Genomic DNA, 14047 nt, shown 5'->3' with positions numbered 1-14047 from the left:
GGTGTGGTCCGGAGCAGGACAGTATGGTGGTGCGCGCTCCGGGCCGTCCCCTGGCCTCCGGCTCGGGGGGACCCACTCAGTTGAGTACCAGTAAGAACGGGCGGCGGAGCCAACCCGGGAGAACCTGCTTTGAGTCGTGAAACTGACAGTTCGTCCTCTGGACCCCAGGGGCGCGGCGGAGCCGCGTACCCCTCGGGGACACCGCCGTACGGATCCCGCCAGTATCCGTCGCTGCACCCTGAGCAGGACGCTCCGGACGAGACATCCACGGCCCCGGCCCCGCCGGACGAGCCGAAGACCGAGACCACACTGACCACGCGCATCCGGATCAACATCCCGGGTTCGCGTCCGATCCCGCCCGTCGTCATGCGTACGCCGATGAGCGACGTGGACGCCGGCCCCCCCGGTGCGGGCGGACCGGCCGGTCCGCCCGCACCGGCGGGCCGGGGCGACGACACGGGCGGCGTGCCACGACCCGGCACCGGACCCGACGGCGCCGCCGACGAGGCCCCCCCGGCGGGGGAGAAGAAGCCCCCGGCCAGCGACTGGTTCGCGCCGCGCAAGGCAGGCGCGCCCGGTGGCATGGGCGCGGGCGCCGCCGTGACGGCGCAGAGCCCGAAGGCCCCCGGTCCGGGCGCCGGCGGCGGTGCGCCCGGCGGGCGTACCGACCTTCCGTACGGCGGCGCCGGCGGGCCCGACACCCGGGGCGGCGCGGGCGTACCCCGCCCGCCGGCCCCCGGGGGCAACGCCTTCATGCCGCCCGGCAGCGGCGGCACACCGGCGTACGGCACGTCCGCGCCCGACGGGCCCACCACGGGCCCCGCGAGCGGGACGTCCTCGCTCGCCTTCCTGGACCTGCCGCCCGGCGCCGACCTGGGCGCCTCGGGCGGACCCGCCGGCCCGGCGGGCGCCGGAGCCGGGGGACCGGCCAGGCGGAACGCGCGCGACGACCGGGACGAACGCGGCGGCCGGCCGCGCATGTCCGACGACACCGCCATACTGACCCCGCAGACACCCGCCCCCGAGCCCCCCGGCGGGCTGACCGCGCACCTCGCGGGCGAGGCGGCCACCACCGGTATCCCGGTGGTGCCCCCGGACAGCCGTTCGCCGTTCCCGCCCGGGGACATGTCGGGCGGCCGGTTCCAGGACGGGCAACTGCCCCCGCCCCCCGGCGCGTCGACCGGGCTCTCGTCCCGGGCCGGCGGACCGGACCTGGCCTCGCCGGACTTCCCCGGCCCGCCCGGACCGGCGTCCGGCGGACCCGGCTCAGCCCCGGCACCCGCGCGGTCGGCGAGCCCGCCTCCCAAGAAGAAGGGCCGCTCCAAGCTGATGGCGGCCGGTGTGGGCGTCGTCTTCCTGGTCGCCGTCGCGTACGGCGCCGGGCTGCTCATGAACCACTCCGACGTGCCCAAGGGCACCACGGTCCTCGGTGTGGACATCGGCGGCGGCACCCGCGACGACGCGGTCAACAAGCTCGAAGCGACCCTCGGCAAGCGGTCGACCGCGCCGCTCCAGCTCTCCGTGGGCGGCAAGAAGCGGGAACTCGGCCCGGACAAGGCGGGGCTGAGCCTCGACAGCCAGGCGACGGTCCGCAACGCGGCGGGCAGCGACTACAACCCGGTCTCCGTGATCGGTTCGCTGTTCGGCGGCGAACGCGTCACCGAGCCGGTGATCCCGGTCGACGAGGAGAAGCTGCGCGTCGCGCTCACCGACCTCGCGGGCGACTCGGGCTCGGCGGCCGAGGGCACGATCACCTTCGAGCCGGGCCAGGCCGTCGCCGTACCGGGCAAGACCGGCACGGCACTCGACGTCGAACGCTCGATGATCTCGGTACGGGACGCCTACCGCGCCCAGGTCGAGACGGGCAAGCCCAACGGCGTCGAACTGCCCATCAGCAGCCGCGAACCGACCATCGGCCAGGCCGAACTCGACCGTGCCATGAAGGAGTTCGCGGAACCGGCGATGTCCGGACTGATCACGATAAGGGCGGGTGGCCGGGAGATCCAGTTCGGCCCCGACCGGTCGCTGCCGCAGATCCTCTCCATGAAGGCGGTCGACGGAAAGCTGGTCGAGGTCTACGACAGGGCCGCCATCGAGAAGCTGCTGGACGGTGTCTTCGAGGGCCTGACGATCACCAGGGCCGACGGCAAGGAGCACCCGCTGAACGCCACGGACGTGGCGCAGGCGATGCAGCAGCCCCTGCTGGGCACGAACGCCGAGGAACGCACGGCGGAGATCGACCTGAACCCGCAGGGTTAGGTTCTGTCGCTCGGATCGGGCCGGATCGGTGAGCGCGCGCCGCGTCGGCGGCCGATGTCACGTGGGTGCCGTGGACCGCACGGCGGAGATCGACCTGAACCCGCAGGGTTAGGTTCTGTCGCTCGGATCGGGCCGGATCGGTGAGCGCGCGCCGCGTCGGCGGCCGATGTCACGTGGGTGCCGTGGACCGCACGGCGGAGGAGGGAGGCACGGCGGATGCCGTGCCTCCCTCCTGTGCTGTCAACGGCGTCGAGGCGTGGTGCCGGGGCGCGCGAGCCCGGCCCGATCCGGACGACAGGCCCCGGAGCGGCCGTGTCCGGACAGCCCCGGCCGGCGCGGCGCCTCACGGTGCCGCGCGCGTACGTCACGTACGAGGCCGGTCCGCCGGACGGACCCCGAGCGACACCCGGAAGCCCGCCCCGCCCTACCGGGCCGGGGCGGGCTTCCGCCGGTCGGGGCAGACGCCGGGGCGGGCGCGCCGGCCCCACCCGGTCGCGGTCAGTTGAGTCTCGCCCGTGCCGCGCGGGCCTTGGCGCGGATCGTGGAGGCCGTGGCCGGTTCCACCGCCTCCACCACCGTCGCGTACTCGTCCAGTTCCGCCGCCCCCGCCAGGAAGTCGCCCCGGCGCACCAGCAGTTGCGCGCGCTCGTAGCGGAGGCGGGCCGGATGGGACGGGAGCAGGAGGCTCAGTTCGACGGCCCACAGCGCCACGTCGCCGCGCTCGGGGCGCGTCGAGGCCCACGCGCGGATGTTGTTCAGGATCCGGATCACGACGTGCAGCGGCTCGGCCGGGTTCAGCATCGACGGCTCCAGAGGGGCGCCTGTCGCCCCCGTGACCATCGTCTCGGTCTCCTGCCGGGTCAGCGGCCGCCCGCCCGCGTACGGGTCCACCAGGACGCTCCGGGCGGGCTCCTCGGGCGTGCCCAGGCCGACGACGAAGTGGCCGGGCAGCGCCACCCCGTACACCGGTGCCCCCGCGCGGCGCGCGACCTCCGTCCACAGCACGGACAGCAGGATCGGCAACCCGCGCCCGCGCCGCAGGACTTCGTGGAGCAGGGAGGACTCCAGCCGGGCGTACTCGCCCGGCGTGCCCCGGAAGCCGAGCCGGGCGCCCAGCAGTTCCTCCAGCGCCCGCGCCCACGCGTGCGGGCCGGTGAGGCCGAAGGGCAGCATCCCGGCGAGCCGGTCGAGTTCGATCTGCGCGGCGTCGAGCCCGGCCTCGTCCAGCGCGGGGTCCGCCTCCGTACCGATGAGGAGGCACAGGAGCGCGACGTCGGGCCGCTCCGCGCGCGCCTCGGCGGCGAACCGGGCGCGCCGGTCCTTCTGGGGAAGAGAGGAATCCATGGCCGGTCGCTCGCTCCTCACGCGGCTCGGAAGTGGTGGTAGTGGTGGTGCGTGGCGAAGCCCAGCCCGTCGTACAGGGCGCCCGCCGCCTCGTTGTCCGACTCGACCTGGAGCCACGCGGCGGACGCGCCCTCCTCCAGCGCGCGGGCGGCCAGCGCCCGCATCACCGCGCTCGCCAGCCCCTGCCGCCGCCGCGCGGGATCGACCTCGACGGCCATGAAGCCCGCCCACCGCCCGTCCACGACGCACCGCCCGATCGCGGCGGGTACCCCGCCCGCCCCGTCGCCCTCGGAAGCCTCCTCGGCGACCGACGCGAACCACACGGACGGCCCGGCGCCGAGCACCGTCAGCACGTGCGGCCCCGGTTCCTGGAAGCGCTGGTAGCGGCGCAGCCACGCCTCGTCGCACGCCCGGTCCAGCCGTACGGCCGTCGCACCGGCGGGCGGCCCGTCCGCCAGCGGCGCGAGCGCGCCGATCCGCAGTTCGGCCGTCACCTCGCGTGTCCAGCCCCGCGCCTCCAGCTCCGCGCAGAGCCGCTCCTGGGTCCCCTCCGCGCCCGTGGCGGTCTGGACGTACGCAGGCAGCCCCCGTTGCCCGTACCAGCTCCGTACGCGCTCCAGGGCGTCGTCCAGGGGCATCTCCGGGCCGCCCAGCGGCAGCACCGAGTTGGCGCGCCGGGTGAAGCCCGCCGACGCCCGCAGTTCCCACTCGCCGAGCGCCTCCCGTTCGACGGGCTGCCAGGCCCGCGCGGCCACCCGCGCCAGCTCCGGGAAGGAGGCGGCGGGGCCCCTCCGCCGGGCCGGCGCCGACGGAACGACCTTGCCCGCGACGAGCGAGGATTCCGCGATGCGGACAGTCTCACCCGTACGCCGTGTGATGAGGACCACATCGCCGTCCCAGGATGTGAGCACACCGACCGTGTCGGTGAACTTCCCCGTGCCGTCGAAGGCCCCGGTCAGGCGGCGGACCGAGACGCGTTTGCCCACGTCGGCGGGGGTGATCCGGACCTCGAGCCGTCCTCCGGCCGTGAATTCCACTGCTCTGCGTGCCCCTCCTGTGCGGATCGTGCCCAGGAACGGAGATACTAGGTGCGGGCATCGACGACGCCGCGCTCCCGCGCGCCCGTGGACGGAGCCGCAGATGGCCCGCCGCGCCCTATCGAGGAGGAACGACAGCGTGACCTACGTCATCGCGCAGCCTTGTGTGGATCTCAAGGACAAGGCGTGCATCGAAGAGTGCCCGGTCGACTGCATCTACGAGGGCTCCCGGTCCTTGTACATCCACCCGGACGAATGCGTCGACTGCGGCGCGTGTGAGCCGGTCTGCCCGGTCGAGGCGATCTTCTACGAGGACGACACCCCGGAGGAGTGGAAGGACTACTACAAGGCCAACGTGGAGTTCTTCGACGACCTCGGATCTCCCGGTGGCGCGTCCAAGCTCGGTCTGATCGAGCGGGACCACCCCGTCATCGCCGCACTGCCGCCGCAGGCCACGAACGACTGACATGCGCGCCCCCGGTCCCGTACGGCAGCCTCGCCGTACGGGACCGAGGTGTTTCCCCGTCGTGCCGAAGTACCGTGTGCCGGAGCCGGAGCCGGAGCCGGAGCCGGAGCCGGAGCCGGAGCCGGAGCCGGAGCCGGAGCCGGAGCCGGAGCCGGAGCCGGAGCCGGCACCGGACCCGGTCTCCGCACCGGAACCGGGCCCGGACATCGCACCGGCACCGGACCTGGCCGTCGGCCGCGCGCCGCAACCCCTCGCACCGAAGAACGAGCACCGTCGAGAGAGTGAGCACCGTGTCCGCAGTCTCATCCCGTCTGCCGGTCTTCCCCTGGGACCGGCTGGAGCCCCACAAGGCCACGGCGGAGGCCCACCCGGACGGCATCGTGGACCTGTCCGTCGGGACACCCGTCGACCCGGTCCCCGAGCTGATCCGTCGGGCCCTGGTCGCCGCGGCCAACTCGCCCGGCTATCCCACGGTGTGGGGCACGGTCGAGCTGCGCGACGCGCTGACGGGCTGGGTCGAACGGCGCCTCGGCGCGCGCGGCGTGACGCACGCCAACGTCCTCCCGGTGGTCGGATCCAAGGAGTTGGTGGCCTGGCTGCCGACCCAGCTCGGTCTCGGCGGCGGTGACCGGGTCGCGTATCCGCGGCTGGCCTACCCCACGTACGAGGTGGGCGCCCGGCTGAGCGGCGCGGAGCCCGTTCCGTACGAGGACCCCACCGCGCTCGACCCGGCGGGGCTGCGGCTGCTCTGGCTCAACTCGCCGTCCAACCCGACCGGCCGGGTTCTCGACAAGGCCGAACTGACCCGGATCGTCGCCTGGGCCCGCGAGCACGGCGTGCTGCTCGTCAGCGACGAGTGCTACCTGGAACTCGGCTGGGAGGCCGAGCCCGTCTCCGTCCTGCACCCGGACGTCTGCGGCGGCTCGTACGAGGGCCTGGTGGCCGTCCACTCGCTCTCCAAGCGCTCCAACCTGGCCGGGTACCGCGCGGCGTTCGTCGCGGGCGACGCGGACGTCCTGGGCGGCCTGCTCCAGATCCGCAAGCACGGCGGCATGATGGTCCCGGCCCCGGTGCAGGCGGCGACCGTCGCGGCGCTGGGCGACGACACGCACGTGACCGAGCAGCGCGCCCGGTACGCGGCCCGCCGCGCCGCCCTGCGCACCGCCCTGGAGAACCACGGCTTCCGCGTCGAGCACAGCGAGGCGAGCCTCTACCTGTGGGCGACGCGCGACGAACCGTGCTGGCTCACGGTGGCGCACCTGGCGGAGCTGGGCATCCTGGTCGCGCCGGGGGACTTCTACGGGCCCGACGGCGCCGCGTTCGTACGGGTGGCGCTGACCGCCACCGACGAACGCGTGGAGTCCGCGGTCAAGCGGCTCGGCTGACGGCCGGAGACGAAAGCCTCCTACGGAGGCCGCCGGAAGGCCGCGTACGACGACGCGAAGGGGCCCGGGGAGTACGACGACTCCCCGGGCCCCTTCACGTGCCTTCCCGCGATCCGCGCGGATCGGCCGATCCGCCGGTCTCAGCCGAGCGGCAGGCTCTTGCCGAGGGCACCGGTGGGCAGGCCCTTGCCCAGGGAGTCCGTCGGCAGGCCGTTCTCGGTGACGGAGGTCGCCGCGTCGCCGAGGGTCCGGCCGGCGCTGCCGGCGGTCTCACCGGCGGCGCGCTGGGCGACGGGGGTCGCGGCCTTGGCGACGCCGCCGAGGGTCTCGCCGGCCCCCGGGACGGACGAGGCGATCGTCTCGCCGCCGACCTCGCCCGCCAGACCGGTCGCCTGCCGGGCGCCGTTGTCCAGCGTGCTGCCGAGCGCGGCGCCGTCCAGCTGGGAAACGCCGCCGAGGTCGGCGGTCTGCGGGAGGGCAGCCGCGCCGGCGGAGCCGGCCGCACCGACCACGGGGGCTGCGCCCGCCGCGATGAGCAGCGCGGCACGGGCGATCCGACGGGTCAGGGGGAGGGACATGGTGCTCCTTCGACGGAGAGGAATGTGTCGTGTCCGGCGATCGGACGCAGTGACAACCCCTCGAAGGGCACCCGAGGTTGCGGTGTGCGGGAGTAAAGAATTGGTAACGCGTCGCATTATCCGCTCCGGATAAAAACGGTCAAAAGATCCTCGGTGCGGCGATCCGGCGAACCGTCACTTCCCTGGCAGGACACGGCGACGAGCGCCATGTGGGGGACCACCCCCGGAGGGCGTGTCACGCCTCCCGATCCGTCGCCGCCGCCCCGTCCGGGTGACCCCGCCGTACTACTGCGCGATACGCAGACGGACGTCGTTTCCGGTGGATTTCTCCGGACCGGACGCGCCCTCGGTCTTCCGCCAGCCCTCACGGGACCGCTCGACGCTCCACACGCGGCCCTCGACGGCGACCTCGGTGATCCGCAGATCGGCGGAGTGCGCCACCGCCCAGTGGGCCAGCTCCCAGCCACGGGCGCCGTCCGAGGCGTCGACCGGTACCGCGACCTCGGCCGGGCCACGGGAACCGGCCTCCTCGCCACCCGCCTGACCGCCGGTCTCCTGCCCGCCGGCTGCCCGCGCGTCGGCTGTGGCACCGTCGGTGGACGCACCGTCCCTCGTGCTGCCTCCCGTCGCGGCCCCGCCCGCCTCCGCGCCGCCCGTCCCGGCATCCTCCGCCGGTGTCCCGCCGGACGCCGACCCGGACGCCGACACCCCGCCCGTGCCGTCCGTGCTGTTCCCGGATCGCCGCTCCTCGCCCTTCGCCGCTCCGGCGTCCGCGTCGTCGGTGCGCGGCAGCACCTCCGGCCCGAAGGCGCGCGTCAGTTCGGCCCGTACCTTCGCCGGATCGCCCGGCTCCGGGACGGCGCCGCCCGTACACGTGAGGGTCGCGGCGGCCCGGCCGGTGAGCGCGGCGGACAGCAGCGCCGCGTCCGGCTCGTGCTTCGCGTACGCCTGCGGGAAACCGCTGCGCTGGACACGCTGCGCCGCCTCCGTAAGAGGCAGCCGCGAATAGCCCGGCACCTCGGCCAGCCCGTCGTAGAACTTCCCCGCCGAGTACACCGGGTCCAGGATCTGCTCGACCGTGCCCCATCCCTTGGACGGGCGCTGCTGGAAGAGACCGACCGAGTCCCGGTCGCCGTACTCGATGTTGCGCAGCGCCGACTCCTGGAGCGCGGTCGCCAGAGCGATCGTGACGGCGCGCTCCGGCAGCCCCCGGGTGGTGCCCACCGCCGAGATCGTGGCCGCGTTCGCCGCCTGGTCCGGACTCATCTCGTAGGTGGGGACGTCCCCGTCCGACGGACCGGCCGCCCGCGCCGTGCAGCGCGGCGGTCCGGCGTCCTGGGAGACGTAGCGCACCACGACGTAGCCCGCCAGCGCGAGGAGCACGGTGAACGCGGCGGTGGTACGCAGCAGTCGGCCACGACGGGAGGGGGAGGCGGTCTCGGACACGCCGCCCACCGTACCGGCCCCGACCGCCGGACAGGACCGGCCCGTCCGACCCCGGCCGCGACCGGCGGGCACCGCCCGCGTCATAGGGTCTGGCCATGCCCGATACGAAGCCGGCGACCACGCTGGATCTCACGCTGGACGGCCCGGGGCTCACCGCCCGGCTCGTCGACATCCCCTCCGTCAGCGGCACCGAGGAGCCCCTCGCCGACGCCGTCGAGAACGCGCTGCGCACCCTCCCGCACCTGACCGTCGAGCGCCTCGGCAACAACGTCGTCGCGCGCACCGACCTCGGCCGGGCCGAACGGGTCGTCCTGGCCGGGCACATCGACACCGTCCCGATCGCCGGCAACGTCCCCTCCCGGCTGGACGACAACGGCGTCCTCTGGGGCTGCGGCACCTCCGACATGAAGGCGGGCGTCGCCGTCCAGCTGCGGATCGCCGCCACCGTCCCGGCGCCCAACCGCGACCTCACCTTCGTCTTCTACGACAACGAGGAGGTCGCCGCCCACCTCAACGGCCTGGGAAAGGTCGCCGCCGCCCGCCCCGACCTGCTGGAGGCGGACTTCGCCGTCCTCCTCGAACCGTCCGACGCGCAGGTCGAGGGCGGCTGCCAGGGGACCCTGCGGATCCACCTCCGTACGGAGGGCGAGCGGGCGCACTCGGCGCGTGCCTGGATGGGGTCCAACGCCATCCACGCCGCCGCGCCGATCCTGGCCCGCCTCGCCGCGTACGAACCGCGCCGCCCGTTGATCGACGGACTGGAGTACCGGGAGGGCCTGAACGCCGTCGGGATCGAGGGCGGCGTGGCGACCAACGTCCTCCCCGACACCTGCACCGTGATCGTCAACTACCGCTACGCGCCGGACCGGACCGAGGAGGAGGCGGTGGCGCACGTACATGAGGTGTTCGCCGGCTGCGGGGTCGCGGAGTTCGTCGTGGACGACCACTCGGGCGCGGCTCTGCCCGGCCTCTCGCACCCCGCCGCGGCGGCGTTCATGGCGGCCGTGGGCGGCACCGCGCAGCCCAAGTTCGGCTGGACGGACGTCTCGCGCTTCGGCGCGCTCGGCGTCCCCGCCGTCAACTACGGCCCGGGGGACGCCCTCCTGGCCCACAAGCGGGACGAGCACGTGGCCGTCGAGCGGATCACGCACTGCGAGAACCGGCTCCGGGAGTGGCTGACCTCCTGAACGCGGCGGCCCGTCGTCCTGAAGAGGCGCGGCCGGAACGGTCGGTACGGCGGGGAGTCGTACCGACCGTCGGAATTTCGCCGTTTGTCACCGCCCTCGCTCTACGCTGGCCGGGAAATGGCACAGCAGCGGAGGGAGCAGTCCATGGGGAGTCCTGAGGAAGCACGGAAGCCGGACTCACAGCGTCTGGGGCCGGTGCTGCGCCGCCGGGACCAGGTCCAGGCGGGCACCACCGACCAGCGGCTGCTGGACACCGAGGGCGACTCCGAATGGGTGCACACCGATCCCTGGCGGGTCATGCGCATCCAGTCGGAGTTCGTGGAGGGCTTCGGCGCGCTCGCCGAACTGCCCAGCGCCATCAGCGTCTTCGGCTCGGCGCGGACCCCCGCCGACTCGCCGGAGTACGAGGCGGGCATCAGGATCGGGCGGGCCCTGGTCGAGGCCGGATTCGCGGTGATCACGGGCGGCGGCCCCGGCGCGATGGAAGCGGCCAACAAGGGCGCGCGGGAGGCGAACGGCGTCTCCGTGGGACTCGGCATCGAGCTGCCCTTCGAACAGGGGCTCAACCCGCACGTCGACATCGGGGTCAACTTCCGTTACTTCTTTGTCAGAAAGACCATGTTCGTCAAATATGCCCAGGGATTTGTCGTTCTGCCCGGCGGACTCGGCACCCTGGACGAACTGTTCGAGGCACTGACGCTGGTCCAGACCCGCAAGGTGACCCGCTTCCCGATCGTCCTCTTCGGTACGCGGTACTGGTCCGGTCTCGTCGACTGGCTGCGGGACACGGTCGTGGCCCAGGGCAAGGCGTCCGAGAAGGACCTGATGCTGTTCCACCTCACGGACGACGTGGACGAGGCGGTGGCGCTGGTGACCAAGGAGACCGGCAAGTAGCCGCCTCCTCGCCGGGTCGCCGCTGGACGCCTCCGTAAGGAGGACGCCGCCCCGGCCGCGCGACGGACCGGACCCGAGGCCCGGGGCCCGGTCCGCCGGACCGGGCCTAGGCCAGTCCCCGGCGGGCGACCGCCGGGGGCCGGTGGCCCGCGATGGACGCCACCATGTCCAGCACCTGCCGGGTCTCGGCCACCTCGTGCACCCGGTAGATCCGCGCCCCCAGCCACGCCGAGACGGCGGTCGTCGCGAGCGTGCCGATCAACCGCTCCTTCACCGGCCGGTCGAGGGTCTCGCCGACGAAGTCCTTGTTGGACAGCGACACCAGTACCGGCCAGCCGGTCTCCGTCAGCTCGCCCAGCCTGCGGGTCGCCTCCAGGGAATGCCGGGTGTTCTTCCCGAAGTCGTGCCCCGGATCGATCATGATCCCGTCCCGGCGTACCCCCAGCTCCACGGCCCGCTCCGCCAGCCCCAGCGTGACCCGGAGAATGTCCGCGACCACGTCGTCGTACGCGACCCGGTGCGGCCGGGTCCGGGGCTCGGCCCCGCCCGCGTGCGTGCAGACCAGCCCCGCGCCGTGGCGGGCCGCGACCTCGGCGAGCGCCGGATCCACCCCGCCCCAGGCGTCGTTCAGCACATCGGCGCCCGCCTCGCAGACGGCCTCGGCGACCTCGTGCCGCCAGGTGTCGACGCTGATCACCACGTCCGGATGGCGCCGGCGGACCTCGGCCACGAAACCGACCGTGCGGCGCGCCTCCTCCTCCGCCGTCACCTCGTCGCCGGGCCCCGCCTTCACCCCGCCGATGTCGATGATCGCGGCGCCCTCGGCCACCGCCTGCTCCACCCGGTCGAGCGCGGGCCGGTCACGGAACGTCGCCCCCCGGTCGTAGAACGAGTCCGGCGTCCGGTTGACGATGGCCATGACCACCGGCTCGTACGGGCCGAACTCCCGCCGCCCCAATCGCAGAATGCCGCCGCTCATCCGCTGGTCACCGCCCGTTCCGCCTGTCCGTTCCGCCGCCGGCGACCTGAGGGCCCGGCGCGACAGACCCTAACTGTCAGTGCCGCATGGCACGATCGGCACCGGACGTTTTCCTGCCCCGGGAGAAGCACGTGTTCTTGTTCCTGCTCATCGCGATGGTCGTCGTGGTCACGGCCGTCACCCTCGCCGTGGTCGGCGGCGGCGACCGTGAGGTGCTGCCCGAGTCCGCGCCCGACCGGCTCGTGGACCCGCTGCCCGTCAGCCGCCCGGTCTCCCGCGCCGACCTGGAGGCCCTGCGGCTGCCGGTCGCCCCCCGCGGCTACCGGATGGCGGACGTGGACGAGGTTCTGGCCCGGCTCGGCGCCGAGCTCGCCGAGCGGGACTCCCGGATCGCCGAGCTGGAGGCCGGTCTGGCCGGCGCCCAGGCGACAGCCGCCGGCCGCCCCGACCTCTTCGAGAACCCGGGCGGGGAGGACCGGCGATGAGTGACGGCGTGGTGACGGGACCGGACGGCGAGTCGCGCTGTCCCTGGGGCCTGTCGACCGAGGACTACGTCACGTACCACGACGAGGAGTGGGGCCGGCCCGTCCACGGCGACGACGCCCTCTTCGAACGGCTCTCCCTGGAGGCGTTCCAGTCCGGTCTCTCCTGGATCACGATCCTGCGCCGCCGTGAGGGGTTCCGCCGGGCGTTCGCCGGCTTCCGTATCCCGTCCGTCGCCGCCTTCACCGACGCGGACGCCGCCCGGCTGCTCACCGACGAGGGCATCATCCGCAACCGCGCCAAGATCGACGCGACCCTCGCCAACGCGCGCGAGCTCGCCGGCTGGTCCGCCGGCGAGCTCGACGAGCTGATCTGGTCCTACGCACCGGATCCGGCCACCCGCCCGGTGCCGAGGACGGGCGCGGACGTCCCGGCGGTCACCGACGAGTCCACCGCCCTGGCCAAGGCGCTGAAGAAGCGCGGCATCCGGTTCGTGGGCCCCACCACGGCGTACGCGCTGATGCAGGCGTGCGGCCTGGTGGACGACCACCTCGCGGGATGCCTGGTCCGCCGGAGTCTCGACCGCTGACCGCTGACCGCCGGCCGCCGGCCGCCGCACCGACCGGCGGCCGTCACCGGGACCGCCCGGTCGTCATGCGGCGGCGGTCACGAAGACCCGCTCACCGGCCCACGTAGCGGGGCTTGGCCTTCTCCAGGAACGCCTGGACCGCGATGCCGTGGTCCTGCGACGCGCCCGCCCGGTTCTGGAGTTCGCCCTCCTTCTCCAGCGCCTCGGCCAGCGTGTGACCCGCGCCGTACGCCAGGGACTCCTTCAGCGCCGCGTACGCCAGCGTGGGCCCCTCCGCGAGCGCCCGCGCGACGGCCAGCGCCTCGGCCGCGAGATCGGCGGCCGGGACCAGCTTGTTGACGATCCCCAGCTCGTACGCCTGCTCGGCACTGATCGACCGGGGGAACATCAGCAGGTCGGCGGCCCGGCTCCCGCCGATCAGCCGGGGCAGCGTCCAGGACACCCCGGAGTCGGCCGACAGGGCCACCCCCGCGAAGGAGGTGTTGAAGGAGGCGGTGTCGGCGGCGACCCGGTAGTCGCAGGCGAGCGCGAAGCCGAACCCGGCCCCGGCCGCGACGCCGTTCACCCCGGCGACGACCGGCTTCGGCATCTCGGCCAGCGCCCGCACGACGGGGTTGTAGTGGTCCCGTACGGTGCTCATCGTCCCGCCGCTGCCGTCGGCCGCGTCGGCCGCCAGCAGGGAGACGTGCTCCTTCAGGTCCTGCCCCACACAGAAGGCCCGCCCGCCGGCGGTGAGCAGGACGGCCCGTACGGCGGAGTCGTCGGCGGCCGTGCGCAGCGCGTCCCGAAGGGCGACCTTGGCGGCCACGTTCAGCGCGTTCATGGCCTCGGGCCGGTTGAGCGTGACCGTGGCGAGCCCGTCGCTCACTTCGTACAGCACCGTGTCGGCCATGATGGGATCTCCTCTGCGACTGTGACTGGCTGTCCCGCTGTCCTGTGCCGCCCCAGCATGGCGGAGATCACCGCGGCCCGGCATGTGACCTGCGTCAAACAATCCCGGACGGCAGGGCCGTGAACAGCGGCGAAGTATCGCAGGCGGATCGCCGAATTGAGTCGTTTTGAGAGAGCGCGTTGCGCAAGCGATGCCGTCCGATGTTGGTCATCGGGTCCCGGCATGCGGGATAATGGCCTGGAAGCAATGTGTTCGATGCCGGTGACACAGCGCCTGTCATGGGGCCGCCGGCTGCGATGAGCTGGTTTCAGGAAGGGGAACGAGCATGGCGGCCATGAAGCCGCGGACGGGCGACGGCCCGCTCGAGGTGACCAAGGAGGGGCGGGGCATCGTCATGCGCGTTCCGCTCGAAGGCGGCGGTCGGCTGGTCGTCGAGCTGACCCCCGACGAGGCGGATGCGCTGGGTGACGCCCTGAAGAAGGTCGTCGGCTGACGCGGACAGAACGCG

The 14047-nt window shown here is 73.8% G+C and carries 14 protein-coding genes; 8 read left to right on the top strand and 6 right to left on the bottom strand.

The annotated features are described in order from the left end of the window. Positions 1–129 precede the first annotated feature (129 nt). Complete coding sequence (locus OG875_RS09455) at positions 130–2259, top strand: hypothetical protein (protein WP_330173770.1); 2130 nt, start codon at positions 130–132, stop codon at positions 2257–2259. A 498-nt stretch (positions 2260–2757) separates the two neighbouring features. Here the strand turns inward: OG875_RS09455 and OG875_RS09450 are convergent, their stop codons facing one another. Both OG875_RS09450 and OG875_RS09445 read right to left on the bottom strand, forming a co-directional pair. Continuing rightward, positions 2758–3603, bottom strand: coding sequence for a transglutaminase-like domain-containing protein (locus tag OG875_RS09450; RefSeq protein WP_330173769.1), 846 nt, complete (start codon positions 3601–3603; stop codon positions 2758–2760). 17 nt (positions 3604–3620) lie between these two features. After that, positions 3621–4640 carry a GNAT family N-acetyltransferase gene (locus OG875_RS09445; RefSeq protein WP_330173768.1) on the bottom strand — a complete coding sequence of 340 codons (1020 nt, stop codon included), beginning with the start codon at positions 4638–4640 and terminating at the stop codon, positions 3621–3623. Positions 4641–4779: 139 nt separating this feature from the next. Here OG875_RS09445 and fdxA point away from each other — a divergent pair, with 139 nt between their 5' ends. Beyond that, positions 4780–5106, top strand: a complete 327-nt coding sequence (fdxA, locus tag OG875_RS09440) for a ferredoxin (RefSeq protein WP_330173767.1) — start codon at positions 4780–4782, stop codon at positions 5104–5106. Positions 5107–5396: 290 nt separating this feature from the next. Further along, a complete protein-coding gene (gene dapC / locus OG875_RS09435; protein WP_330173766.1) occupies positions 5397–6491 on the top strand; it encodes a succinyldiaminopimelate transaminase in 1095 nt (364 codons plus the stop codon). A 140-nt stretch (positions 6492–6631) separates the two neighbouring features. On the opposite strand, the gene OG875_RS09430 is transcribed toward dapC, so the two are convergent. Both OG875_RS09430 and OG875_RS09425 read right to left on the bottom strand, forming a co-directional pair. After that, on the bottom strand, positions 6632–7069 hold the full coding sequence (locus OG875_RS09430) for an ATP-binding protein (protein ID WP_330173765.1): 438 nt from the start codon (positions 7067–7069) through the stop codon (positions 6632–6634). Positions 7070–7354: 285 nt separating this feature from the next. Next, positions 7355–8515, bottom strand: coding sequence for a hypothetical protein (locus tag OG875_RS09425; RefSeq protein ID WP_443079090.1), 1161 nt, complete (start codon positions 8513–8515; stop codon positions 7355–7357). Positions 8516–8610: 95 nt separating this feature from the next. Between OG875_RS09425 and dapE the strand changes: the two genes are divergently transcribed. Together dapE and OG875_RS09415 are read left to right on the top strand one after the other, a co-directional pair. Next, the gene (gene dapE / locus OG875_RS09420; RefSeq protein ID WP_330173763.1) at positions 8611–9702 is read left to right on the top strand and encodes a succinyl-diaminopimelate desuccinylase; all 1092 of its coding nucleotides are present in this window, start codon (positions 8611–8613) and stop codon (positions 9700–9702) included. 144 nt (positions 9703–9846) lie between these two features. Further along, positions 9847–10596: a TIGR00730 family Rossman fold protein gene (locus OG875_RS09415; RefSeq protein ID WP_330173762.1), complete on the top strand. Its 750-nt coding sequence runs from the start codon at positions 9847–9849 to the stop codon at positions 10594–10596. A gap of 106 nt (positions 10597–10702) precedes the next feature. On the opposite strand, the gene folP is transcribed toward OG875_RS09415, so the two are convergent. Next, a complete protein-coding gene (gene folP, locus OG875_RS09410) occupies positions 10703–11575 on the bottom strand; it encodes a dihydropteroate synthase (protein ID WP_330173761.1) in 873 nt (290 codons plus the stop codon). 86 nt (positions 11576–11661) lie between these two features. On the opposite strand from folP, the gene OG875_RS09405 reads away from it, so the two are divergent. Further along, entirely contained in the window at positions 11662–12060 is a 399-nt protein-coding gene (locus OG875_RS09405) for a hypothetical protein (protein ID WP_330173760.1), read from the top strand. Further along, on the top strand, positions 12057–12647 hold the full coding sequence (locus OG875_RS09400) for a DNA-3-methyladenine glycosylase I (protein WP_330173759.1): 591 nt from the start codon (positions 12057–12059) through the stop codon (positions 12645–12647). Before OG875_RS09405 ends, OG875_RS09400 begins: the two co-directional genes overlap by 4 nt. Before the next feature lie 91 nt (positions 12648–12738). Here OG875_RS09400 and OG875_RS09395 read toward each other — a convergent pair whose 3' ends face one another. Continuing rightward, positions 12739–13539 carry an enoyl-CoA hydratase/isomerase family protein gene (locus OG875_RS09395; protein ID WP_330173758.1) on the bottom strand — a complete coding sequence of 267 codons (801 nt, stop codon included), beginning with the start codon at positions 13537–13539 and terminating at the stop codon, positions 12739–12741. Positions 13540–13864: 325 nt separating this feature from the next. On the opposite strand from OG875_RS09395, the gene OG875_RS09390 reads away from it, so the two are divergent. Beyond that, a complete protein-coding gene (locus tag OG875_RS09390; protein WP_003966491.1) occupies positions 13865–14032 on the top strand; it encodes a DUF3117 domain-containing protein in 168 nt (55 codons plus the stop codon). The last annotated feature ends 15 nt before the right edge of the window (positions 14033–14047 follow it).

This window comes from Streptomyces sp. NBC_01498 (assembly GCF_036327775.1).
Lineage (GTDB): Bacteria > Actinomycetota > Actinomycetes > Streptomycetales > Streptomycetaceae > Streptomyces.
Note: the sequence above shows the minus strand (reverse complement) of the source record. Positions and strands in the feature narration are given on the sequence as shown.

What these genes read in the sequence shown, in the direction of transcription:
- OG875_RS09415 (WP_330173762.1), top strand. Translation starts at nt 9,847, where the DNA reads ATGGGGAGTCCTGAGGAAGCACGGAAGCCGGACTCACAGCGTCTGGGG.
- folP (WP_330173761.1), bottom strand. Translation starts at nt 11,575, where the DNA reads ATGAGCGGCGGCATTCTGCGATTGGGGCGGCGGGAGTTCGGCCCGTAC.
- OG875_RS09405 (WP_330173760.1), top strand. Translation starts at nt 11,662, where the DNA reads ATGGCACGATCGGCACCGGACGTTTTCCTGCCCCGGGAGAAGCACGTG.
- dapE (WP_330173763.1), top strand. Translation starts at nt 8,611, where the DNA reads ATGCCCGATACGAAGCCGGCGACCACGCTGGATCTCACGCTGGACGGC.
- OG875_RS09450 (WP_330173769.1), bottom strand. Translation starts at nt 3,603, where the DNA reads ATGGATTCCTCTCTTCCCCAGAAGGACCGGCGCGCCCGGTTCGCCGCC.
- OG875_RS09430 (WP_330173765.1), bottom strand. Translation starts at nt 7,069, where the DNA reads ATGTCCCTCCCCCTGACCCGTCGGATCGCCCGTGCCGCGCTGCTCATC.
- OG875_RS09400 (WP_330173759.1), top strand. Translation starts at nt 12,057, where the DNA reads ATGAGTGACGGCGTGGTGACGGGACCGGACGGCGAGTCGCGCTGTCCC.
- OG875_RS09395 (WP_330173758.1), bottom strand. Translation starts at nt 13,539, where the DNA reads ATGGCCGACACGGTGCTGTACGAAGTGAGCGACGGGCTCGCCACGGTC.
- OG875_RS09390 (WP_003966491.1), top strand. Translation starts at nt 13,865, where the DNA reads ATGGCGGCCATGAAGCCGCGGACGGGCGACGGCCCGCTCGAGGTGACC.